Source organism: Acinetobacter pragensis (genome assembly GCF_001605895.1).
GTDB classification, from domain to species: Bacteria; Pseudomonadota; Gammaproteobacteria; order Pseudomonadales; family Moraxellaceae; genus Acinetobacter; species Acinetobacter pragensis.
The window spans coordinates 36,374-59,085 of record NZ_LUAW01000067.1 but is presented as its reverse complement, the minus strand read 5'-3'; the positions used below and the strand labels follow the sequence as shown (position 1 = coordinate 59,085).

Below are 22,712 nucleotides of genomic sequence, written 5' to 3'. Positions count from 1 at the left end.
AATGTGATTAATGAACAATAACGCCCCTCAGCGGCATCATTACTCATTGTTATACCCGACCGAAATCGGGCAATTTTTTGCAAATCGTCTTAGAAAAAATAATTCGGGCGCTTTACTTTTTCTAAATCGACTTCCATACATTTATATACCGTCTCATGACAGCTAAATGTTGAAAATATGTACATATTTACTGCTCAATTTTCACATATAACAGTGTAATAAATGCTAACACGTTATGTCATTTCAATTGATTTTTTTGACACATACCTCCTATAAATTAGCGAAATACAATAGTGCTATTTTCCTCTAAGATATGGTGCGTTATATAAAATGATCTTTCAATTTAGACATAAGTCTATTTTGCAAAATCCTCTTAATAAAAAAGAGCGTGATCATACCATCTACGCTCCCCTACACGTTATATGATAACATTTTCACCACCCATTAACAGTGCAAAACAGTTATTCCATCATATTTTAACCAGCCTATTTCACCCAAATAAAGCCAATTCATCAAAATCATACAAATTCACCCCAAGTTTCCAGATAATTCGCCGCAACTATCGTTTTAAACAATCATTCTCATACCGTTTAGCGCAATTCAATAAACTTCTTTCTTCCGGTTAAATTTATTCAAAAAAAAGGCGCATCCATAGATGCGCCTTTCTTTTCTTTAGACAAACTGATTAACCAGCGTGATCAAACATCATATTACGGATGTGACCAATCGCTTTCGTCGGGTTCAACCCTTTAGGGCAAACCGATACGCAGTTCATAATACCTTTACAGCGGAACAAAGAGAATGGGTCGTCAAGACGAGCCAAACGCTCTTGAGTTGCTGTATCACGCGAATCAATAATGAAACGGTATGCATTCAGCAATGCAGATGGACCCAAGAACTTGTCAGGGTTCCACCAGAAAGATGGGCATGAAGTAGAACAGCATGCGCAAAGAATGCATTCATACAAACCATCCAAGTGTTCACGCTCTTCTGGAGACTGTAAACGCTCTTTTGCTGGCGCAGGCTGGTTGTTGATTAGGAATGGATGAATTTTGTCATACTGATCGTAGAACTGATTCATATCCACAACCAAATCTTTCACCACAGGAAGGCCAGGCAAAGGACGGATTGTAATTTCGTTTGGCAAATCGTTCAGGTTCCAAAGACACGCCAAACCATTTTTACCATTGATGTTCACGCCGTCTGAACCGCAAATGCCTTCACGGCAAGAACGGCGGAAAGTCAACGATTCATCTTGAACTTTCAATGCAAGAAGCGCATCAAGCAGCATACGGTGCTTATCAGTCAATTCAAGCTTGAAAGTTTGCATGTACGGCGCTTTATCCTTATCAGGATCGTAACGGTAGATATTAAATGTACGAGTACCTCTACTCATCTTACTTCTCCTAATTAGAATGTACGCGGTTTAGGTGGAATTGGATCAACAGACAGCGGGTTATAACGCACTGGCTTATACTCAAGATGGTTATCCGCAGAGAACCATAATGTGTGCTTCATCCATTCATCATCACGGCGGCCATAAGGATAAGCTGGATGATCCGGTGATTCTTCAAAATCAACAACCGTATGCGCACCGCGGCACTCTTTACGAGCAGCAGCTGAAATCAGCGTCGCTTTAGCAACTTCATACAGGTTTTCAACTTCAAGCGCTTCAATACGCGCTGTGTTGAACACTTTAGATTTGTCTTTCAAATGAATGTTGCGAACACGCGGTTCAATTGCAAGAATCTGTTTCACACCTTCATCAAGAAGCGCAGATGTACGGAATACACCAGCATGATCTTGAACGATGTCACGGATTGCATCAGCAACTTCTTGAGCATTCTCACCTGATGTAGATTCATCAAGCTGCTTCATACGCTTGAATGTATTCTCAAGCACAGTTGTAGGAAGCGGCGTGTATTCATCACCGTGATGTTTAGTCACATAATCGATGATGTGTTCACCTGCAGCTTTACCGAATACAACCAAGTCAAGCAGTGAGTTTGTACCTAGACGGTTTGCGCCATGCACAGATACGCAAGAGCATTCGCCGATTGCGTAAAAACCTTTTACAGGTTTCGTAAAGTCACGGTCACCCGCATTGCTAGAATAAACACCGGTTTCTTTGTTGTAATTTGCTTCAAGCGCAACTGTTTCACGGCTTTCAGGCAGAACAACTTGACCATGGATATTCGTAGGAATACCGCCCATTTGATAATGGATGGTCGGCACAACTGGAATTGGCTCTTTGGTGATATCCACGTTCGCGAATTTCTTACCAATCTCAAATACAGATGGAAGACGCTTCATGATTGTTTCAGCACCAAGATGCGTCATATCAAGCAAGATGTAATCTTTCTTAGGACCGCAGCCACGACCTTCTTTAATTTCCTGGTCCATAGAACGTGATACGAAGTCACGTGGCGCCAAGTCTTTAAGGGTCGGAGCATAGCGCTCCATGAACGGCTCGCCAGCATCGTTACGAAGGATTGCACCCTCACCGCGACAGCCTTCAGTCAACAATACGCCTGCGCCTGCAACGCCCGTAGGGTGGAACTGCCAGAATTCCATATCTTGCAATGGAATGCCTGCACGTGCCGCCATACCAAGACCGTCACCAGTATTGATATAAGCATTCGTAGATGCGCGGTAAACACGGCCTGCACCGCCAGTAGCGAACAGAGTAGCCTTACCTTGGAATACCGCAATTTTGCCAGTTTCCTGATCAATTGCAGTCACGCCCAGCACATCGCCTGCTTCGTTGCGGATCAAGTCAAGCGCGATCCATTCTACGAAGAATTGAGTACCCATTTTCACGTTGCTTTGATACAGCGTATGAAGAAGCGCGTGGCCTGTACGGTCAGCTGCAGCGCATGCGCGCGGCACTGGCTTTTCACCATAGTTCGCTGCGTGGCCGCCGAATGGGCGCTGGTAAATTGTACCGTCTGCGTTACGGTCAAACGGCATGCCCAGATGCTCAAGCTCATAAACCACTTGAGGCGCTTCACGAGTCATGTACTCGATTGCGTCTTGGTCACCCAACCAGTCTGAACCTTTTACAGTGTCATAGAAGTGGTAGTGCCAGTTATCTTCCTGCATGTTGCCAAGAGATGCACCGATACCGCCTTGCGCCGCAACAGTGTGCGAACGTGTCGGAAATACTTTAGTCAGTACAGCAACTTTCAAACCAGCTTGAGCAAGTTGGTATGAAGCGCGCATACCTGAACCACCGCCACCCACGATGACCGCATCGAAAGTTTGGTGTGGAATATTTGTGTAATCTTCTTTAGGGGTTATAGCGCCCATGATTGTTTCCTATCAATTCGCCCAAAAAATCTGGATTGCCCAGATTGCATATGCAAATACAGCAATAATCACTGCCGATGTCAGCACAAGGCGTAAACCTGAAGCTGAAGGACCCATTTGACGAGTAGTCACATAGTCTGTGAACACTTGCCACATGCCAATCCATGCGTGTGCAACAAGAGATAAGACTGCCAATAAAGATAAAATCTTCATCGGTAATGTCATCATAAAGCCGTACCACTGTTCAAAACTGAATCCGCCGTTACAAAGGATCCAGCCAAATACCACAACGGTATAAACAGCTAGCACAACAGCACTCACACGCTGGATAAACCAATCGCGAGAACCTGAACCCGTTAAACCTGTAGCACTTTTCATTAGAGAACAATCCATACAAATGCTGCAATAATACCTATCGCAGACAAGATCAATGAAATAGTAGCTGCTACACGACCGCTTTGAAGCTCTTCAGCAACACCAAGGTCTGCAAGTAAATGCTTAACGCCCGCAATAAAGTGGAAGATTAAGCCGGCTACAAATACCCATACGATAAAACGCACAATGAAGCTGCCGAAGATTGCTTGAACTTGCGCAAAGCCTTCTGGTGAAGACAATGATTTATCAAGCAGCCACAAAAGCACCGGTACGAGTAGAAATACGATAACACCAGAAAGACGGTGCAGAATTGATGCAATAGCCACAGGGGATTTTAAGTTTACTTCTAAAACTTGACCCATGGACAAATTGACAGGTCTGTTGCTTTTCACAGCGGGCATCCTGTAAGTAAAAACTCCATCCGGAGTTTGTTGGAATTAATTCGAAGGAAAGCTGGCATTGTTAGGCATTTGCTAAACCATGCATTACCTAAACTTAAAACGACACTGAATTATAAAACGTCAACTATCAAAATACAAACAATGAGATGTGATGAATAAACAAAAAAAGCCTTAAATAAGAATCATTAACAACAACTTTTGAACATTGGCAATGCAAAAATTCTGCAAAAATACGGCTATGTTATTGGTTTTAAAAAATTAAACAGGAAATATCTCAAAATTTAAGAAGCTTAGAATGTTTTTTTAGAATTAAGACTAAAGCAGAACAAAGGCAAATATTTTTATCCCCGTGTATTTTAAAGCCTTTCTATAGCTTCAACCGATTAATCATTTATTTAAAAAATAGCCATTATTTACTTAAGGCAATAATATCAAAATATCATGTGTCTAAATAACCACTTAGTTTGTGCATAACTCTTTTTCAATTTCAAATATTGCTCAGATAAACAGCTATTCCTTGCAATATTTTGCACAAATTGCACATTTATTCGCCAAATATCAAAACTCAACAAGCTATTTTTTAACCAAACAAACATAAAAACGCAACCCAGTTAGCGCTTTTTAATATGAATAAGAAAGCATCAACCTTAAAAACGAAATCCTTGTAAGTTACGAGAATTATAATAATTTAAGCACCAAACCCGCTTGTAATTTTTCAAATGCTCAGAGTTTTTAAGAATTAAAAATTGCTTACAATTAAAGCGGCACGCATATTTTTCTCTGCACCTGCGCTGCAATTTGACTTATTATACTGATCCGGTGCTGTGATTTTATTCATTTTTTACCGGAATAATTTTTGACTTATCATCTGCATGAACGTCACTTTTATCCATAAGTATAATTGACAAAATTTCAGTTCTCTCTAATCTTAGAGCAAATTTTTGATCCGTCTGATTCGTGCATTAAAAGATTAGCACTGCGAGTCAGATATACATTCACCAGGACAGGAGATCTATTGAATGTCTGAAGCAACTGGCAAGAAAGCCGTTTTACAGCTTGATGGCAAAGAAATTGAATTACCAATTTACAGCGGCACATTGGGCCCAGATGTAATCGACGTTAAAGATGTTTTGGCCGCAGGTCACTTCACTTTTGATCCTGGTTTTATGGCTACTGCTGCGTGCGAGTCTAAAATCACTTTCATCGACGGTAACAAAGGTGTGCTTTTACACCGCGGTTACCCAATTGATCAATTGGCAACTCAAGCTTCATACTTAGAAACTTGCTACTTATTATTAAGCGGCGAACTTCCTACTGCTGAACAAAAAGCTGAATTTGAAGCGAAAGTCCGCAACCATACAATGGTTCACGACCAAGTAAGCCGTTTCTTCAATGGCTTCCGCCGTGATGCGCATCCTATGGCGATCATGGTTGGTGTTGTTGGCGCGCTTTCTGCGTTCTATCACAACGGCTTTGACGTAGAAAATGTTGATCACCGTGAAATTACAGCGATCCGCTTAATTGCTAAAGTGCCTACTTTGGCTGCGTGGAGCTACAAATACACAGTTGGCCAGCCATTCATGTATCCGCGTAACGACTTAAGCTACGCTGAAAACTTCCTGTACATGATGTTTGCTACACCAGCTGACAAAGACTACAAAGTTAACCCTATTCTTGCGAAAGCAATGGACCGTATCTTTACGCTTCATGCTGACCACGAACAAAACGCGTCTACTTCTACAGTACGTTTAGCGGGTTCTACCGGCGCTAACCCATACGCATGTATCGCTGCTGGTATCTCTGCACTTTGGGGCCCTGCTCACGGCGGCGCGAACGAAGCTGTTCTTAAGATGCTTGATGAAATCGGCTCTGTAGAAAACGTTGCTGGCTTCATGGAAAAAGTGAAGACTAAAGAAGTTAAACTGATGGGCTTCGGTCACCGTGTTTACAAAAACTTCGACCCTCGCGCTAAAGTTATGAAAGAAACTTGCGACGAAGTTCTTGGTGCACTTGGCATCAACGATCCACAGCTTGCTTTGGCTATGGAACTTGAACGTATCGCGCTTTCTGACGAATACTTCATCAAACGCAACCTATACCCTAACGTAGACTTCTACTCAGGTATCATCCTTAAAGCGATTGGTATCCCAACAGAAATGTTTACTGTAATCTTCGCGCTTGCACGTACAGTTGGCTGGATCAGCCACTGGTTAGAAATGCACAGCGGTCCTTACAAAATCGGCCGTCCTCGTCAGCTTTATACTGGCGAAGTTCAGCGCGATATCAAACGTTAATTCTCACGAATTAATCGATGATAAAAAAACCGCCCTCTGTGGCGGTTTTTTTATGCTTTGTATTTTTTATGCTTTGCATATTGAGGCATTATAAGTTGACAGAAACAGTGATATCTTTCAATCACCGCTTCACCCATCTTCTTATTGAAAGCTAAAACTGCTTTTGAACAGCAAGATCAAAAAAAACATCAAGCGCTCGTCTTGAGGTTTTACTGCAGTGAGCAGCAGCCTGCGCTGCGCCATTAAAACTCCAAGTCGTAGTCTTTCAGGTTTAAAGCCTTTAAACGCTGTTTCAGCTCTCCCAGTGACCAAGGCCATGCTGCGAAATTTTTCCCATTTTGATCCAGATAGTAGCTCTTGCATCCGCCGCTATTGAATACCGTGGTCTTCAAGTGCTTTTGCACCTGCTGATTATGCTTTTGAATCACAGTGGAATTTACACTGAATCTAGAGAATTGGTATTCTTTCATCTGAACCAAACCGCTGACAATGTACTCCACTTGCGCTTCTGCAATGCCAATAAATGAGTCATACACCAAAATATTCGGGCCGAGAATTAAAAAAGCATTCGGCACCTGTTCAATACTCGCGCCCAAAAAAGCCTCGGGTGAACTGTTTTTCCATAAGTCTGATAAATATTCACCTTTATCATTCCGCACACGCTTTCCAATGGGCGGATGAGACACCTCAAAGCCAGTGCCCCAAATAATAACATCCACCTCATGACGCTCCCCATCGGCAGAAATTACCGTATTGCCGTCAATTTCAACCAAGCCATGCGGAATCAGATTGACATTGTCTTGCTGCAGCGCAGGATAATAATTATTGGCAAACAGCAGCCGTTTGCAGCCGATCGAAAAATTTGGAGTGACATTTTGACGCAATTGAGGATCTTGAATTTGCAGTTTAAGCAATTGCCGGCTGATGAAGTTAACCGGTTCCAGCGCCTGAGGATGACGCAAGCCAAAATTAATGCCATTTAAGATTTGCGCCACACTGCCGCGCCATGCCTGCTGAATAACTGGAAATTTTGCTATCCATTTTTTGGCGCGTTCATTCAAGTGCATATCCGCTTTAGGCAGCACCCATGGTGCGGTACGCTGAAACACATGCAGCTGCTTAACCCTTGACTGTATTTGAGGCACAAATTGAATCGCAGAAGCCCCTGTACCTACCACAGCAACCCGCTTTCCGGATAAATCATACGCATGATTCCAGCGTGCGGAATGAAACATTTCCCCCTTAAAGCTTTCAATCCCTTTCAATTTTGGCATGGATGGCTCGGTAATCGGCCCCGTGCCAAAAATCACCGTTTTAGCGCTAAATTCACCTTGCGACGTTTGAAGCTTCCAGCGTTTTTGATCTTCCAGCCAAACCGCATCCAGCAGTTCATTGTTCAGCAGAATTTTATCCTGCAAATTGAATTGCTCGACCACATTTTCCAAATAATTCAAAATTTCAGGCTGCTTAGCAAATAGATTGCTCCATTCATGGCTTGGCGCAAAGGAAAAAGAATACAGCGCCGACGGTACATCACAGCCGCAGCCCGGATAGGTGTTTTCACGCCACGTTCCGCCGACCCGGCTGGCTTTTTCCAGCACAATGAAATTGTCATAGCCGACTTGCATCAGTTTATGCGCAGTCGCAATCCCCGAAATGCCGGCCCCAACCACGATCGTGTCATAAACAAAAACATCACTGTTTAAATGATTGACATCATTAGCTTTAGACTCAGACTGTTCTTGTGTTTTGGGGCTGCGCTTTGCCGCAGATTTCCGGAGAGTTTTTTGCTTCACAGCGTTATTATCCAGATCTTCAATTAAATTTTCTGTATTCAGGGCTGTCGGCATATTCATGATGCGGCTCCTGCTTTTTTCATGCAGCGGTTAAACAATGGGTAGCCTGCACCCAAAAGCTTGGTATAGATTTGCGGTGAAAGCCGCTTCATCCACCAGAAAATCTTCGCGTCCGGCTGCGGAATGGTATACAGCCTATTTGCATCCAGCTGATTTAAAGTTTTTTGCGCAACAGCATCACTGGTGGTAAAAGCATGATTCATCAGCAGCCGGTCCGCCAAACCTGAATAGCGTTTAGGCAATCGGCCATTTTTCATAATATTGGTCGGGACCAAAGTCGGGCACAGAACATTAATGCGAATATTGGCGCCGCGCAGCTCGGCAGACAGCGTTTCCGATAAAGCCAAGACACTGGATTTGGTCACGTTGTAGGCAGTCATTTCAGGCGCTGCGGTAAACCCGGCAGCAGACGCCACATTAATAATTGCCCCGCCGCCATTTTGCTTCAGCTTCGGCACAAAATAATGACAGCCATGAATCACTCCCCATAAATTGACATGCATGCACCATTGCCAATCATCCAAAGTCAACTCATCAAACTTACCGCCCAAACCCACACCCGCATTATTAATCAGCAGTGTTACCGGATGCCCCAGCAGCTGTTCCGACTGTTCTGACAGGGCCTGCACCTGCTCTTTAACACCAACATCACACTGCACGGCATAAGCATGGGATGAGGTCAATGACTGAATTAAATCCACTGTTTCCTGCGCAGCATCTAAATTGATATCGGCACAGACAATATGGCCGCCGCGGCGCGCCACTTCCAAGGCGAAACTGCGGCCAATACCGCTGCCTGCGCCAGTAATTACCGCATAAGCCTTCTGGCTAGGTGCAGTTTTTTGACTGAATAATCCCATAATGTTTTTCCTTAATTTTTATACTTTTAATGCAGGGATAAACTCTTTGACAAAATACGGCGTCAGCACACCGGTTTCCGGATAAAGCAGGCGTTCTTTGTAGTAATCTAAAAAAGCGCTGGTGTCATAGTCATTTGGATGGAAACTCGGACGAAGATAATCAAAAATATGCTTCAGGCTGCTGCCATAAACCCCGTCTTTCAAACCAAAAATCAGCTGAAAACTGCGCGGCACATCTTTCCAATATGACCAGCTGATCAAATTAGAAGGTTTACGGTAAAACGGCACCAAAAGAGATGCCGCGGAAATCAGCACTAAAATAGTAATGAGCGCAGGAAAGAATCCGGCAGCCCGCAACGCATAATTATTGGAAAGATTCTGAAAGACATCATAGGCGATGTCCTTGTGCTCTGACTCTTCCAGCATGTGCCACATCCAAATAGCGCGCTGTTTTTCATCCTGAGAATCGAAAAAGATCTGTTCATGGTTCATCATGTATTCCGCCAGTACAGCGGTGAAATGCTCAATTCCCGCCATCAAAGACAGCTTCATCGGCTGCGACAAACGGTTAAAGCCATAAGTGAATACCCAGCCAGCCCATGTCCGGAACAGCTTGACCGGCAGATCGATTTCCATATAGGCATCATTCATTTCTTCATGCAGTTTGGAATGCAGCGCCTCTTGGCCGATCAGTGATGTCACCCGCTGCTTCAGCAAAGGATCTGTGACAAAATCTCGGTGATAGCGCGCAGTATCAATCACCAGATCCTCGCCGAAAGTTAAGAATATCGACAATGAAGCAAAATAGGCGCTGGCCAATTCCGCATTCATGTAAAATTTGGGATCGATTTTTTCCGGTTTAAACTCAAATTTCATGTGCCGGATTGGAATAATTGCCGATTGCTTGGCTGCATCAAAAACCGGGCCAGCCAGCATAGTGCTGAATGCTTTTTTGATTGGGCTGATAATTTGCATAGTGCATACTCTTCTTTTTATTCGCACTGAATGGCGAAAGCATCAATTCCAAGCACGGAATGCTTAGGGGGATGATGAAAAATTAAGTCATGCGCACAAGGTTGCCATTTGCATAAATGGTCTTTGAATTGGCAAATATCACCGATTGATTAAATTGTCCGACAACATGCTGTGGAAATTTTCTTTCAGAGCCAACTTCATATCAATTAAGGTCAGCGGTATTTTTATAAATATTTTTCTTAAGGATTTAATTCAGCTGCGTCACTCTGCCTGTAGCGGCCTGATAAATCCATTGATGATCGAACAGCGCATCTCCCAAATGCGCTATACGGAAATTTCCAATAGCCGCGGCATAAAAACCGGCGCCGCGTTGCTGATGCCCTTCAATCTGCTCCATCAGCTCTGCCGGCAAAGCGCCCATAATAAAATCTGAAATCACCAGCACGTCCGCTTGAGCGAAGTTCGGCTGATGCAGCATATCCACCGCATGCTGCATGGCTGGAACAATATCCGTACCGCCATGAAAGGACTGGCTTAGAAAATGAATCAGCTCATCCAGCGCATATCCCCGCTGCAAGTCCAATACAGTTAAATTGGTCGAAAAATTGATGATATGCATAGGCCGTTTAGCCTTCATGGCTTGCATCCCCAAGTACAGGCTGATGGCTTTGGCAATCAGTTCAGGCTGGCCGTGCATGGAACCGCTGGTATCCAAGCACAGAATCATCGGCCCCTTTTCACCGCGCCGTCTGGGTGCATGGCGCGGATCATCGATCATGCGGCCGGTTTGCTCACCCTGCAAATGAAAACCCAGAATATTGGATTCCAAATACTTGAGATCAAATAAAATTTGCAGGTCAGGATCAGCCAGCAGCGCCAGCTCGCTGGGCAGCGCTAAATTCAAATCCTGCGCCAGCCGTATGCCTGTAATTTCTTCCATTGCCTGCTGATCGGGCTGCTGCTGCGCATCCTGCACAATACGGCTATTCCTTTTCCGCTTATATTTTGAAGGGACAGCACTGCCCATCATTTTGCACAACTTCATCAGCTCTTGATCTTGGGCCAAATAACGGCTCCACTCTTCAAACTGCTGTACGTCATGTTCTGTCAGCTGCCCTTTGGAGTAGTCAATAAAGATGCCTGTATCTGCACCAAAGGCATCTTTATGCTTGGCCATTTTCTGCAGGGCGGCTAAAAAGTCTTTAATTTCATCTAAAAAAGCATCCCGCTGCAGCGCCAGCTGTTCAAATTCCCACGCCGCAATCGCTTCCGTCAGCTTGCGCTGCCATTTTTCCTTCAGCAGCTGAAACTGCAAATGCAAGGTTTTGGGTGGAAGCGGCTCTGCTACATTGTGCTGAAATTGCCACAACTCACCAAGCGCAGGCGTACCCAGCGCCAGCTGAAAATCCTGAAACTGCTGATTCATCAGCTGAAACTCAGCTGCAGAGACCGAAACCTTGTCCAGCCAATTTTCCAGATGAATCTGCGCATCCAGATACGGATGCTGCTGATCTAAACTGGATTTGGCCTGATAGGCCCAAGCATGCACTTTTTCATCTAAAGTTTTGGCCACTTTTTCATCATCCAGCCAATGCTTTAAACTGGATTGCCGCAGTTCTTCATACAGCTGATCTGTCACTTGGGTTAAAGCGGCTTGCGTCTTCCGTGCGGACTGCAGCTTCAGTTTCGGCATAGCTGCTCCAGCCGCAGACAGTCCTGACGCTGCAAATCATAGCGCTGCAGAGTTTGATCGAGCTGGCTGCGCAGTTTTTCTGCATCGTCCGCAGCAGTAAAATCAGAGTCAAAATGTTCCGAAGCGGCCTCTATGCGCTGTTTCAGCGTTTGATAATCTTGCAGGATTTTTTCCTGAAGCCCCCGCACCTCCTGCAGCAAATCATATTTGATCTGCGCAGACAATTGGGTCCGGGCACTGCCTTTCGAATATTTAACATAGGGCGAAACCACTTCTTCCAATCCGTAGTAACCGCCTTTTAAGGTGCACTGCCGCCCCCCGTTAAAATTGCAGACAATCCCGCGGATTTCTTCCCCGCTGGCATCTACAGCAAAAAAATCTTTCTTGCTGTCCATTTTATCCAGCTCCAAATACAGCGTCTTATCCTGATAATGATGATCTAAATTGGCCACCGCGCGCACATATTCACGGTCGCGGATTAAATAACTCTCGTAAACTTCATCGGTATAATAAAAATGATTCAATATGCGCTGTTCCAAATCTTCTTTTTGCGCCGTGCTGCCGGCTAAATCCAAATCTGAATCCAAGCCAATTGCTAAAATTGCCTGCTCTATGGTCTGCGCCACAAAAGCAATATCATCAATTTGGCTCCATAAGCAGTGCTTTAAAATAAACACATCCAAAAGATTGACTTCAGCCCGGTCATTGATAAAAGCGGAAGCCTTCAGCAAATACGCAGCGCGCTGCCAGCGCCGGTCAGAGACATATATAGCATGCTCTTCAAAGCTGTCGCTCAAAGATTGCTTAATCTCATCAAAGATTTTTAAAATTTCAGCGGGCAGCTGCACCTGATGAATCTGTTCGCGCCAATACGTCAATTCCTGCTTTTTAATCCGTAAATCATCAGAGACCTCCACTTTGGCGGCGCTTGGCTTCGCCTGCAGCAAAGCGTGAAAATTCTGCACCTGCTGAATCGGCGGAACCGCCAGACGCATGATGAAGCGGTCATACAGCGCATCCAGCCCCTGATTCGGTTCTGGAATTTCATTGGAAGCGCTCATCAGGACTTTTAGCGGCACATGCTGAATCAAGTCGCCATTCTTAAAGGTCTTTTCATTCACCAATGTCAGCAGAGTATTCAAAATCGCTGGGCTTGCTTTCCAAATTTCATCTAAAAATGCAAAATCCGCCTTTGGCAAATAATGCTCAGTTTTCCGTAAATACTGATCGTCTTTTAATGCCTTAATAGACACCGGCCCAAAAATTTCTTCCGGCGTGCTGAAACGGTTCATCAAATATTCAAAATATTCACTGACTTCAAATGCTGAGGCGATACGGCGGGAAATCAAGCTTTTTGCTGTGCCGGGTGACCCGTATAAGAATGTATTCATGCCGGCAATGCCTGCCAGCAAGCTCAGCGCAATAATCTGCTCACGCTCATACATGTGTTCACTGACTTGGGAGATAAGTGCATGCATACGCGTTTTCATAAAAGGACATCATTGGCGAAGAAAAAACTATTGTAGCGGCCTGAATGCCTTTTTGCGAAATGAAACGCTTTTAAAAATATTCTGCCGTCAAAATTTGCTATCTTGATCTACAGTACGCAGCCCAATATGTTCAGCCATGTTCAATTTTATTCCGCTCATCATTCGAGTCTTAAAGCTGGAACGCTTTAAATGCCGCAGCCTGACAGCAGGAGAAATTGCGCTGTGCCAAAGCGTATTTGGCAGCCTGATTGATTACACGCAGGTCAAAATCATGAATCACCCCTATCTGCCTTGGCAGTCTAAACATGTGGTAATGGCGCCCTGCGGCTATATTCACGCCCGTTCGCCCCACTACAGCCACGACTATTCACAGGAAAGCAGGGCTTATCAAGGTTTGTTTATTCATGAAATGGCGCATATTTATCAATACCAGCAGAATATCAACGTGCTGCTGCGCGGCGCCTTGCTGCAGAGCGCTTTTTTCCTCAGTTTGGGCAAATACAATCCTTACAAATACCGGCTGAAAGCCAATAAACCGTACTTTGACTACAATATCGAACAGCAAGGCGATATCGCCCGTGATATTTTTTTTAAACGTATTGATAATATTATTATTCAGACCGCGATCAAGACCAAAAAAGCTTAAATGATTTTCAGCTGCATGCCGGTTTATTTAAGACCTCTTCTTTATCAATATGCTGTAAAATAGAACTGTTTTTATGATTTCTTCAACAATTTCACCGAAGCTTTTACCGCAGTATGATCAATGTTTTGACTGCTTATCATTTTCTATTTCAAATCCTTTGAATTGGCTCTAGCTTCTAAGCCAATTTCAGCTAAAATAGCCCGAGGTCTGAAATGCTTTACCGAGCGGAAGAAGATTTTTTTATCATCACTTCATGATGTTTTAAGCTTTTATAGCTATATTTTTAGTATCAAAATGCACTCTGCTGAATAATATTAATAATAAAAATCAGTTTTTTAGTGTATTCACCCTATAGGAATAGGATTTAGTTGGAATGAATAGTTTTAAAATTGCGCTTGCTCAATTCTCTCCGCATACCGGCAACTTGACTTCAAATGCTGAAAAAATGCTGGAATTGGCAAATGAAGCGAAAAAACAAAATGCCGATATTATTGTTTTTCCAGAGCTCTCTACATTAGGCTACCCTGCCGAAGACCTGCTGTTGCGTCCAAGCCTTGGCAAACGCACAAAACAGGCTTTTGACAAACTGGCAGAAATTAAAGACATCGTTCTGGTATTTGGTTTTGTTAACCAAACTGAAGACGGTCAGCGCTACAACGCAGCAGCCGTTATGAAAGATGGTCAAGTACTAGGTGTCTACAATAAGCAGAATTTGCCGAATTACAGCGTTTTTGATGAAAAGCGCTATTTCAGTGAAGGCCATCAGCATCTGGTATTTGAATACCTTGGTCATAAGTTTGGCATACTGATTTGTGAAGATGTTTGGGCCTTGCCAACTGTGCAGCAGCTAGCACAGCTGAATGTAGAAACTGCATTGGTCCTGAATGCGTCTCCTTATGAAGTCGGCAAGCCGCAGCACCGCATTGAAACCATGGCGGCATTGGCAAAGCAAATGAATCTGAACTTGGTGTATTGCAACCAAGTGGGCGGTCAAGATGATTTAGTCTTTGACGGCACCAGCTTCGTCATGAGCAAAGACGGCGAAATTGTACTGCAGGCGCCGAGCTTTCAAGAAAACATATACATTGCTGAATACGATGCAGCGCAAAAAAGCTTTACGAAAGGCACAATCGCTCCGCCACTCGACACAATGGCTGAAATCTATCAAAGCTTAGTGCTGGCGACTCGTGATTATGTCCAGCGTTCAGGCTTTTCCGGCGTGATTTTAGGCTTATCGGGCGGTATCGATTCAGCGCTGACCTTGGCGATTGCGGCGGATGCTATTGGCGCAGACAAAGTGCAGGCCGTGATGATGCCTTATACTTATACCGCGCAAATCAGTGTCGAGGATGCAGCTGCACAGGCCAAAAACATGGGCGTAACCTTCGGCATTGCCGAGATCAACCCGATTGTGTCCGGTTTTATGCAAACGCTGTTCCCATTCTTCGGCAATGCGCCAGCGGATGCGACTGAAGAGAATCTGCAGGCCCGCTCACGCGGCACATTACTGATGGCGCTGTCGAATAAATTCGGCAATCTAGTGCTGTCTACCGGCAACAAATCTGAATTATCTGTCGGTTACTGCACCCTGTACGGCGACATGGTCGGCGGATATGCCGTGCTGAAAGATGTCTATAAAACCATCGTGTTTGAATTGGCAAAATACCGCAACAGCATTTCAGAAACGCCTGTCATTCCTGAACGCGTAATTACCCGTCCACCTTCTGCTGAATTGCGCCCAGATCAAAAAGACCAGGATTCACTGCCTGCCTATGACATTTTGGATGCGATTTTATATGCGTATATTGAAGAAGACATGAGCCAAGATGACATTATTGCCAAAGGCTTCGATGCCGAAGTTGTGGCAAAAGTCATCCGCTTGGTTGATCTGAATGAATACAAACGCCGCCAAGGCGCCATTGGCCCGCGCATCAGTTCACGGGCATTCAGCCGCGAACGCCGCTATCCAATCGTGAATGGCTGGAAACCGGGCATCTAAGCTTGGCAAGCGGTATTATCCAAAAAGCTCAAACACCTGTTTGAGCTTTTTTTATGACTGCAATACAAATAATGATGTGAAAAGAATTGGAAAACTGCCGTACGTCATCTCATTCTTTTGCAGCATGATTTCATGCATGAACCATCTGCCTATTCTTAAACTTTCACCCAAAATATATGCCAAAATGGAACTGCAGCTGAATATAACTTTTCGACAGACAAAAAAGAGACCAAGCTGAGAGCTTGGTCTTTTAAAATGGTGGCTATGACGAGACTTGAACTTGTGACCCCCGCATTATGAGTGCGGTGCTCTAACCAACTGAGCTACATAGCCGTAAACTGTGCGCGCATTATCTAAATTTCAGCACACATCGTCAAGTATTTTTCCGCAAAAATGCATACACTTTAACCAAGCGCGCATCAACCTGATAAAAAATAAGCAATATGGCGAATATTGATCGCATTTTTTACATTTTTATTTAATTTTCACGTTTATATTTGAAAGCATACAGATATTCAATAGGTGAAAGATTTGAAGAAAATCATCATGATCAGCCTGCTGCTCAGCCTCTCTGGCTGTCAGCTGGTTTCCCCCATTTTTGTCGATTACAATGGCGTACGCATGGATGTCGCAAAATGGATCAACAGTCAAACGCTGCTGAGCATGCAGCAAAAGCGCAGCCTTGTACAGCTGAGCAAAGCGCAGCAGCAACTGCATAACTACAGCGCAAAAGATGACAGCGCTCGCTTTTCAATTGCCAAGCAAAATCAAATTGCCCTGCACTGCGCGCATCTGTATGTCAGCGATAAAAAAATTGCCCAGCTGCAGCAGCAAATATTCGGCGATGAAAAAGCGCTGATTTTAGAACGCTATCATCAGCTGGCGCCGGCCTTCAAATTAGATGAAAAATCAATTCAATGTGAATAGGCCTGCCCATCTGGCTCCTAAAAATATTTCAGCCTTAGGCGGTTTCAAATCAAATTAAAAGCCGCTTAAAAAATAAACTATAACTTTAGTTGAATATAAATATCAACAAGACATTTCGGTTGAAAGCAGTACAGCAATAACTCCTTAATATTGTTTGACTTATTTTAATAATTTAAAAATATCCGTATGAATTTACTAGGTTTTCTTTCATTTTATTTCGCGCTATGATCAAGGAGAGGCAATTATTTTTTATCATGTTTTTTTATACATCGAGCAGCCAGCGCCTGCTCTAAAAATTTGAAACAATAAGGAGAATTATTATGTCATTTCAAAATATTGTAGTCCCTGTTGACGGTTCTGAAACTTCGAATGCCGCAGTTGCAAAAGCGACTGAATTTGCGAAAGCATTTAACAGTAAAATTACAGTAGTTCAGGTTATGGTACTTGACCCGTATATTGCGGCTGAATATATTTCCGCATCGCAAACCAATGACCTGATTGAGCGCGCCCGCACTTCAATTGTTGACAATCTCAATGCAGTAAAAGCCAAACTAAGCGCTGAAGGCATTAATGTAGAAACTAAGCTGCTTGAAGGTCAAACTGTGCATACAGAAATTATCAATGCAGCCAAAGATGTACAGGCTGATCTGATTATTATCGGTTCTCATGGCCGCACAGGGCTGAAGAAATTTTTCCTCGGCAGTGTTGCACAAAGCACTTTAGGGGCATCTGACATTCCTGTGATGGTGGTTCGCAAATAACCCGCAGTGAATTATTGCAGTCTTGCTGGCATGCCCTGCAGGACTGCACGCCTTTCATTCAATTCATCTATTCCATTGATAGCGCTTCAAATCAATCTTACCGGCAATGACGGCAACCCCTTCTTCCAGCAATTTTTGCTGCTGAATATTATTTCCTTGCGCGTCCAATTTCCCAAGGCTAATTTTGCCTTGGCTGTTAATCACCCGGTGCCAGGGTAAATTCGCCTCAGCATCCAAATGTTTAAGAACATAGCCAACCAAACGCGCATGCTTGGGCAAACCCGCCAGCCTTGCCACTTGTCCATAAGATGCGACCTGCCCCTGCGGAATCAAATCAATCACGGCCAATATTTGCTGCGCAAGTTCATCGCTTTGCTTCATCTTATTTTCCTACCCATTCCGCACAACCTAAAAGAGCTCAAAAGCCTTCCTATTGTATACATCTTCCGCAGATCCGAATAACCGGTGATTGTTATCCAATAATTTTGCGGCCTGATCACGGTATTTTTAAGATTGGCAATTCTGTTTGGCTGTGCGTTTTGGCGCATCAACCTTTGCAGTCAATACTGAAAACCGCATGCAGCAATCTGAATCATTATGAATTCCGCTTTGCTTTTTTGACCGCCTGCAGTTTTTTTTGCACTTGCAGCGATAGATTGGCGCTGTCTGTAGCCCCCCAATTAAAGAAGCACTTGCTTGAAAATGGTCATTTTTTACATGACTCTTCAAGTTTTTTTTAATTTTATGCACTGAAAGATTTAATACACTCTAAAAAATAAAAAAGCAGAATCTCTTTTCAGAGCTTCTGCTTTTATACGGGATGTGTATGAATCGGCTGAAAGCCAATTAAGATCTTATTTAGAAATTATCCGGATGCTCCAGCCTTTTCACTTCCTGCACCCGCTCTGGATTATGCACAGCGGCTACGCCGTCTTCCGCCTTTTCATCAATTAGGCTTTCGGGTTTATACACGGTAATGCTTTCATTGCCCAAAGCATCCTCGCCCACAATGTACTGAAACCCTTTACGGTTCATTTTATGGCACATGCGCTGATACCAGCCTTTGAACCCTTCTGTTTCTTCCAGAGGGTTATGGTAAAACGCATTCATTACCGCCGGCAGGCCCAAACCGCAGACAATGCCGGACAGCAGCACCGCAATAAAGGTATAGCCAATCAGAATACTGCTGTATTCACTCAGTTCCGGCACGTTCGCCACAGCCAATATCAGCGCCAATGAAATGCCGCCGCGGACGCCGCCCCATGACAATATTGCCAAACTGCCGTTGTAGCTTTTGTGGCGGAAGCTGGGGAAGAAAGCAAAAGATAAATAATTGGCCGCAAAACGTGAAGCATGCAAAATAAAGAATGCCACTATGCCGCCTAAAATTAGGCTGATGCTTAAATCTAAAATAAACAGTTCCAAACCAATCAATGTAAATAAGAATGAATTGATAATGCCTTCTACCGTATGCCAAAAGTGATTCACTTCACGAATTTCTCGGGCCTCTAAAATCTCTTTCCAGTGGTTGCCGACAATTAAGCCGCCAATCACGCAGGCAATTGGCGCAGAGGCATGCGCAAACAGCGCCACCAGATACGAACCGCACGCCAATAAAGCCGTGGTTAAAATTAATGATTCCATCTCATGCTTGCCGCGCAGCAGGCGCAGAATTGCTTGCCCGAAGCCCCAGCCAATAATTACTGCCACAACAATTTCATACAGCAGCGTTTTCAGCACGCCAAAAATTGTGACATGCGCGCCCTGCAGCACATTCATCAGCGTCATGAATAAAGCAATACACATGGCGTCATTAAACAGTGACTCACCTTCCAGCTTCACAATCAAATGGTGCGGTGCGCGTACCGAACTCAGCACACCTTTAATGCCGATCGGATCTGTTGCACCTAAGGCTGCGCCCAGCAGCAGAAGCACCAGCAAATCGACATGCTGCCCGACCAAAAATTGATAGCCGTACAGCGCCAAGCCAAAGAACGTTGCGCATAGCACTAAGGCGATACTGGCCAAAATACTGATGGGCTTCCAAAAGCTCCGCAAGTCTGAAACTTTGAATTTAAGCGCGGATGAAGTCAAAATAAAACAAATGACCCCATTAATTAAAAAGTCATAAAAATCAATATGGCGCACAGCTTCTTCAATATTATGAATATTGATCGTGACGAATTGGTTGCCGTTCAGCAGGCTGGCGCCCCACTGCAAAATAAAGACAAAAATGGCAGACACCAGCGGCACACCAATGGCCTGCGGGAAACCCAATATTCGCTTATTGAAAATTGTCGTTGCAATGGAGAGTGCAAAAATGACTGTAAATACCTGTAAGAAAAAATAGTTTCCCATTTCCTATCCTATTCTTTGCTGCGCGCTATAGAGGGGAAGCTACACAATTATTCAATTCATAAATGAATTAATTAACATCATTTATATATGAAATATTGTACTAAAAGCTCAAGCTCCGGCTTGTATCAATTAAGTTTATTTCACAAATTCATGCATGCTGAGATAACATAGGCATTCATGAATGCAGAGTTTATGCATCCGCTTTCACTTTCAGACTGTCTGTGCTTTTCCTATGCATCATACCATTAAGCTTATTTTCCGCATTTGCTTTGCTGCTGTTATTTTTATAATCACCATTGCTTTAATCCTGACCTGCTTAAGCAAAAGCAATGAAATTTTGCAGGCGAAGCAAACCTTTGCGCAAGCAGAAAAAGTGCATTTGCAATCCAGCGCTCAAGAACAGCTGGTGCTGCTCTCCAATAATCAAAAACCGGATGAAGCGGTATATATTGCTTTGGCGCAAAAAGGTTATATTGCTAAATCCAGCTGCGCCCATTACCCTGAAATTTGCCTAGATCAATACAATCAGCAGCAGACACGGCAGATTCAGTCTATTGATTTAGTTCACGCCGGAAATTTTCATTATATACAGCATGTAGATTATACCGACAGCCGGACCCAGCAGCGCCAAACCCTGCATTATTCATCTGAACAAATTCAGCAGTTCTATGAGGCTGATATTTCCAACTTGAAATACGTGGTTTTTGGCGTCGGGCTATTTGCATTGGCTGCGCTGTATGTCAGCATCCGCATACTGCGCAACTTCAAGAAATTTATAAATAAATAAAAATCTGTGCAAGCCTAAATTCATGCAATTTTAAAATAAAAAAGAGGATAAACCATCCTCTTTTTTTAATGCCCGCGCTGCTCCAAAATCAGCTTGGATTATTGAATGTATCGCAGCTGTCAATTTTTCCAGATTTAAGCCCTGTCTCAAACCATTGCATACGCTGTGCGCTGCTGCCGTGGGTGAAACTGTCCGGCACAACCTGCCCCGTTGCGCTTTTTTGCAAATAGTCATCGCCAATTTTATGCGCAGCATCAATGGCTTCTTCCACGTCGCCTTGCTCTAAGAACTGGGTCCGTTCCTGATTTTTATTGGCCCAGATCCCGGCAAAACAGTCTGCCTGCAATTCCAAACGAACCGACAGCTGATTGGCCTGCACTTTGGTAGATTGCGCCTGCGCTTGCTGTACTTGTGATGAAATACCCAGCAGATTCTGTACATGGTGACCCACTTCATGAGCCACAACATAGGCCTGCGCAAAATCTCCCGCCTGATCCTGACGCTGCAGCTCAGTTTGATTCTGTTCGCCGCCAATGCCCATCTGAGTGCGCATCGCTTTAAAGAAGGCCGTATCAATATACACTTTTTGATCGGTTGGGCAGTAAAACGGCCCCATGGCTGATTGCGCAGTGCCGCAGCCCGAATTGACTGCGCCGTTGAACATCACCAGTTTAGGCGGCTTATATTGCGCATTCAGCTGGGTTTTAAAAATTTCAGACCATGTATCTTCAGTATCCGCCAATACCGTACCCACAAAATCCATAGCTTCCTGCTGTTCGGGTGTCGGGTTATCCAGCCCTTTGACTTCCGCAGGAGACGCCTGCTGGGTAACCTGTTTCGTGGCCTGATAGGCCTGCTGCGGATCTACGCCAAAAAACTTCCACGCAACAAAGGCAACAACCAGACCCAAGATGCTGATCCCGCCCGCTTTAGCACCGCCACCGCCGCGGCGGTCTTCAACATTACTGCTCACTCTTCGACCTTTCCAGCGCATAGTGATCTTCCTTATTTTAAAATTTTGATATCAATGTGTTTCTTTAGAGGATGCCTTATTTGATTTTGGCCAAATTTTTCTAATTAACGTGACAACCAATAAAACAATCAAACCGGCAGCAAAGCCTGTCACTAAATTAATCAAAGTTGGCGTTAGCGCGCCGACGATGCTTCCAACCGTAGGGATATGCTCTGCATAATCGACAGAACCTTCAATTAAATGATGCAGCAGCGGGACCCCATGCGTGATGATGCCGCCGCCGACCAAGAACATGGCAATGGTGCCGACAATGGTCAGCAGTTTCATCAGCTTCGGGGCAAATGCGAGCAAGCCGCGGCCAACCGTCTTTTTAAATTCAGCAGCTTGCTGTGTTAAATACAGCCCCAGATCATCAATTTTCACAATCATTGCTACAAAGCCATAAACCCCTACAGTCATCACAATGGCAATCACCGACAACACCATCACTTTGCTCGTAAATGCCGCCGTAGCCACAGTACCCAATGAAATCACCACAATTTCAGCAGATAAAATAAAGTCTGTCCGTATAGCGCCTTTCACTTTCTCTTTTTCAAATGCAATCAAATCGGTTTCAATTTTCTGCATTTCCTGACTAGCAAGCGCTTCAGACTTGGCTTTTTTATGATGCAGGCTATGCAAAACCTTTTCTACACCTTCATAGCACAGGAATAAACCGCCAATCATCAGCAATGGCGTAATCAGCCACGGCGCAACCACGCTGATCAGCAAAGCAGCGGGCACTAAAATCAGTTTATTGATAAATGAGCCTTTCGCTACCGCCCAAACGACTGGAAGCTCCCGGTCAGAACGCACACCGCTGACCTGCTGCGCGTTTAAAGCCAAATCATCCCCTAAAACGCCCGCAGTTTTTTTTGCAGCCATTTTACTCATGACGGCAACATCATCCAGAACCGTGGCTATATCATCTAAAAGCAATAAAAGGCTGCTGGCCATTGTTATTTTTCC

19 protein-coding genes and 1 tRNA gene are annotated in these 22,712 nt (G+C 44.2%); 6 read left to right on the top strand and 14 right to left on the bottom strand.

What is annotated here, in order from left to right; all coding sequences use genetic code 11:
* Nucleotides 1-685: 685 nt before the first annotated feature.
* The 4 genes from AZH43_RS17130 to sdhC are packed head-to-tail and all read right to left on the bottom strand — an operon-like array spanning nt 686 to nt 4,085.
* Nucleotides 686-1,396, bottom strand: a complete 711-nt coding sequence (locus tag AZH43_RS17130) for a succinate dehydrogenase iron-sulfur subunit (RefSeq protein WP_005008258.1) — start codon at nt 1,394-1,396, stop codon at nt 686-688.
* A 14-nt stretch (nt 1,397-1,410) separates the two neighbouring features.
* On the bottom strand, nt 1,411-3,309 hold the full coding sequence (sdhA, locus tag AZH43_RS17125) for a succinate dehydrogenase flavoprotein subunit (RefSeq protein ID WP_067672413.1): 1,899 nt from the start codon (nt 3,307-3,309) through the stop codon (nt 1,411-1,413).
* 12 nt (nt 3,310-3,321) lie between these two features.
* Nucleotides 3,322-3,687, bottom strand: a complete 366-nt coding sequence (gene sdhD, locus AZH43_RS17120; RefSeq protein WP_067672410.1) for a succinate dehydrogenase, hydrophobic membrane anchor protein — start codon at nt 3,685-3,687, stop codon at nt 3,322-3,324.
* Nucleotides 3,687-4,085, bottom strand: a complete 399-nt coding sequence (gene sdhC, locus AZH43_RS17115) for a succinate dehydrogenase, cytochrome b556 subunit (protein WP_067672407.1) — start codon at nt 4,083-4,085, stop codon at nt 3,687-3,689. Before sdhC ends, sdhD begins: the two co-directional genes overlap by 1 nt.
* Nucleotides 4,086-5,104: 1,019 nt before the next feature.
* Here sdhC and gltA point away from each other — a divergent pair.
* Nucleotides 5,105-6,379 (top strand): citrate synthase, encoded by a 1,275-nt coding sequence (gene gltA / locus AZH43_RS17110; protein ID WP_067672404.1) that lies wholly within the window; start codon nt 5,105-5,107, stop codon nt 6,377-6,379.
* Nucleotides 6,380-6,621: 242 nt separating this feature from the next.
* Here gltA and AZH43_RS17105 read toward each other — a convergent pair whose 3' ends face one another.
* From AZH43_RS17105 to AZH43_RS17085, 5 genes are all read right to left on the bottom strand, one after another.
* Nucleotides 6,622-8,235 (bottom strand): flavin-containing monooxygenase, encoded by a 1,614-nt coding sequence (locus tag AZH43_RS17105; protein WP_067672401.1) that lies wholly within the window; start codon nt 8,233-8,235, stop codon nt 6,622-6,624.
* Nucleotides 8,232-9,095 carry an SDR family NAD(P)-dependent oxidoreductase gene (locus AZH43_RS17100; protein WP_067672398.1) on the bottom strand — a complete coding sequence of 288 codons (864 nt, stop codon included), beginning with the start codon at nt 9,093-9,095 and terminating at the stop codon, nt 8,232-8,234. Before AZH43_RS17100 ends, AZH43_RS17105 begins: the two co-directional genes overlap by 4 nt.
* Before the next feature lie 18 nt (nt 9,096-9,113).
* Complete coding sequence (locus AZH43_RS17095) at nt 9,114-10,070, bottom strand: metal-dependent hydrolase (protein WP_067672395.1); 957 nt, start codon at nt 10,068-10,070, stop codon at nt 9,114-9,116.
* Between the two features lie 247 nt (nt 10,071-10,317).
* Nucleotides 10,318-11,763 (bottom strand): VWA domain-containing protein, encoded by a 1,446-nt coding sequence (locus AZH43_RS17090; protein WP_067672392.1) that lies wholly within the window; start codon nt 11,761-11,763, stop codon nt 10,318-10,320.
* Entirely contained in the window at nt 11,751-13,253 is a 1,503-nt protein-coding gene (locus AZH43_RS17085) for an AAA family ATPase (protein WP_067672389.1), read from the bottom strand. Before AZH43_RS17085 ends, AZH43_RS17090 begins: the two co-directional genes overlap by 13 nt.
* Nucleotides 13,254-13,389: 136 nt before the next feature.
* Here AZH43_RS17085 and AZH43_RS17080 point away from each other — a divergent pair, with 136 nt between their 5' ends.
* Both AZH43_RS17080 and AZH43_RS17075 read left to right on the top strand, forming a co-directional pair.
* A complete protein-coding gene (locus tag AZH43_RS17080; RefSeq protein ID WP_067672386.1) occupies nt 13,390-13,899 on the top strand; it encodes a hypothetical protein in 510 nt (169 codons plus the stop codon).
* Between the two features lie 373 nt (nt 13,900-14,272).
* Nucleotides 14,273-15,898, top strand: a complete 1,626-nt coding sequence (locus AZH43_RS17075; RefSeq protein WP_067672383.1) for an NAD+ synthase — start codon at nt 14,273-14,275, stop codon at nt 15,896-15,898.
* Between the two features lie 256 nt (nt 15,899-16,154).
* Here AZH43_RS17075 and AZH43_RS17070 read toward each other — a convergent pair.
* Nucleotides 16,155-16,231 (bottom strand) — tRNA-Met (locus tag AZH43_RS17070).
* Between the two features lie 189 nt (nt 16,232-16,420).
* On the opposite strand from AZH43_RS17070, the gene AZH43_RS17065 reads away from it, so the two are divergent.
* A complete protein-coding gene (locus tag AZH43_RS17065; protein ID WP_227509844.1) occupies nt 16,421-16,825 on the top strand; it encodes a hypothetical protein in 405 nt (134 codons plus the stop codon).
* A gap of 320 nt (nt 16,826-17,145) precedes the next feature.
* Complete coding sequence (locus AZH43_RS17060; RefSeq protein ID WP_067672380.1) at nt 17,146-17,586, top strand: universal stress protein; 441 nt, start codon at nt 17,146-17,148, stop codon at nt 17,584-17,586.
* Nucleotides 17,587-17,649: 63 nt separating this feature from the next.
* On the opposite strand, the gene AZH43_RS17055 is transcribed toward AZH43_RS17060, so the two are convergent.
* Together AZH43_RS17055 and AZH43_RS17050 are read right to left on the bottom strand one after the other, a co-directional pair.
* Entirely contained in the window at nt 17,650-17,967 is a 318-nt protein-coding gene (locus AZH43_RS17055; protein ID WP_067672377.1) for an MGMT family protein, read from the bottom strand.
* A 477-nt stretch (nt 17,968-18,444) separates the two neighbouring features.
* On the bottom strand, nt 18,445-19,944 hold the full coding sequence (locus AZH43_RS17050; RefSeq protein ID WP_067672372.1) for a cation:proton antiporter: 1,500 nt from the start codon (nt 19,942-19,944) through the stop codon (nt 18,445-18,447).
* Between the two features lie 232 nt (nt 19,945-20,176).
* Between AZH43_RS17050 and AZH43_RS17045 the strand changes: the two genes are divergently transcribed.
* Complete coding sequence (locus tag AZH43_RS17045) at nt 20,177-20,731, top strand: hypothetical protein (RefSeq protein WP_067672470.1); 555 nt, start codon at nt 20,177-20,179, stop codon at nt 20,729-20,731.
* An 88-nt stretch (nt 20,732-20,819) separates the two neighbouring features.
* Here AZH43_RS17045 and ypfJ read toward each other — a convergent pair whose 3' ends face one another.
* Both ypfJ and AZH43_RS17035 read right to left on the bottom strand, forming a co-directional pair.
* Complete coding sequence (gene ypfJ / locus AZH43_RS17040; RefSeq protein WP_067672369.1) at nt 20,820-21,725, bottom strand: KPN_02809 family neutral zinc metallopeptidase; 906 nt, start codon at nt 21,723-21,725, stop codon at nt 20,820-20,822.
* Between the two features lie 30 nt (nt 21,726-21,755).
* The gene (locus AZH43_RS17035) at nt 21,756-22,700 is read right to left on the bottom strand and encodes a DUF808 domain-containing protein (RefSeq protein WP_067672366.1); all 945 of its coding nucleotides are present in this window, start codon (nt 22,698-22,700) and stop codon (nt 21,756-21,758) included.
* Nucleotides 22,701-22,712: the final 12 nt, after the last annotated feature.

Excerpts from the sequence above, each read along its gene's own strand:
- AZH43_RS17130 (WP_005008258.1), bottom strand. The coding sequence starts at position 1,396 with ATGAGTAGAGGTACTCGTACATTTAATATCTACCGTTACGATCCTGAT.
- sdhA (WP_067672413.1), bottom strand. The coding sequence starts at position 3,309 with ATGGGCGCTATAACCCCTAAAGAAGATTACACAAATATTCCACACCAA.
- sdhD (WP_067672410.1), bottom strand. The coding sequence starts at position 3,687 with ATGAAAAGTGCTACAGGTTTAACGGGTTCAGGTTCTCGCGATTGGTTT.
- sdhC (WP_067672407.1), bottom strand. The coding sequence starts at position 4,085 with ATGCCCGCTGTGAAAAGCAACAGACCTGTCAATTTGTCCATGGGTCAA.
- gltA (WP_067672404.1), top strand. The coding sequence starts at position 5,105 with ATGTCTGAAGCAACTGGCAAGAAAGCCGTTTTACAGCTTGATGGCAAA.
- AZH43_RS17105 (WP_067672401.1), bottom strand. The coding sequence starts at position 8,235 with ATGAATATGCCGACAGCCCTGAATACAGAAAATTTAATTGAAGATCTG.
- AZH43_RS17100 (WP_067672398.1), bottom strand. The coding sequence starts at position 9,095 with ATGGGATTATTCAGTCAAAAAACTGCACCTAGCCAGAAGGCTTATGCG.
- AZH43_RS17095 (WP_067672395.1), bottom strand. The coding sequence starts at position 10,070 with ATGCAAATTATCAGCCCAATCAAAAAAGCATTCAGCACTATGCTGGCT.
- AZH43_RS17090 (WP_067672392.1), bottom strand. The coding sequence starts at position 11,763 with ATGCCGAAACTGAAGCTGCAGTCCGCACGGAAGACGCAAGCCGCTTTA.
- AZH43_RS17085 (WP_067672389.1), bottom strand. The coding sequence starts at position 13,253 with ATGAAAACGCGTATGCATGCACTTATCTCCCAAGTCAGTGAACACATG.
- AZH43_RS17080 (WP_067672386.1), top strand. The coding sequence starts at position 13,390 with ATGTTCAATTTTATTCCGCTCATCATTCGAGTCTTAAAGCTGGAACGC.
- AZH43_RS17075 (WP_067672383.1), top strand. The coding sequence starts at position 14,273 with ATGAATAGTTTTAAAATTGCGCTTGCTCAATTCTCTCCGCATACCGGC.
- AZH43_RS17060 (WP_067672380.1), top strand. The coding sequence starts at position 17,146 with ATGTCATTTCAAAATATTGTAGTCCCTGTTGACGGTTCTGAAACTTCG.
- AZH43_RS17055 (WP_067672377.1), bottom strand. The coding sequence starts at position 17,967 with ATGAAGCAAAGCGATGAACTTGCGCAGCAAATATTGGCCGTGATTGAT.
- AZH43_RS17050 (WP_067672372.1), bottom strand. The coding sequence starts at position 19,944 with ATGGGAAACTATTTTTTCTTACAGGTATTTACAGTCATTTTTGCACTC.
- AZH43_RS17045 (WP_067672470.1), top strand. The coding sequence starts at position 20,177 with ATGCATCATACCATTAAGCTTATTTTCCGCATTTGCTTTGCTGCTGTT.
- ypfJ (WP_067672369.1), bottom strand. The coding sequence starts at position 21,725 with ATGCGCTGGAAAGGTCGAAGAGTGAGCAGTAATGTTGAAGACCGCCGC.
- AZH43_RS17035 (WP_067672366.1), bottom strand. The coding sequence starts at position 22,700 with ATGGCCAGCAGCCTTTTATTGCTTTTAGATGATATAGCCACGGTTCTG.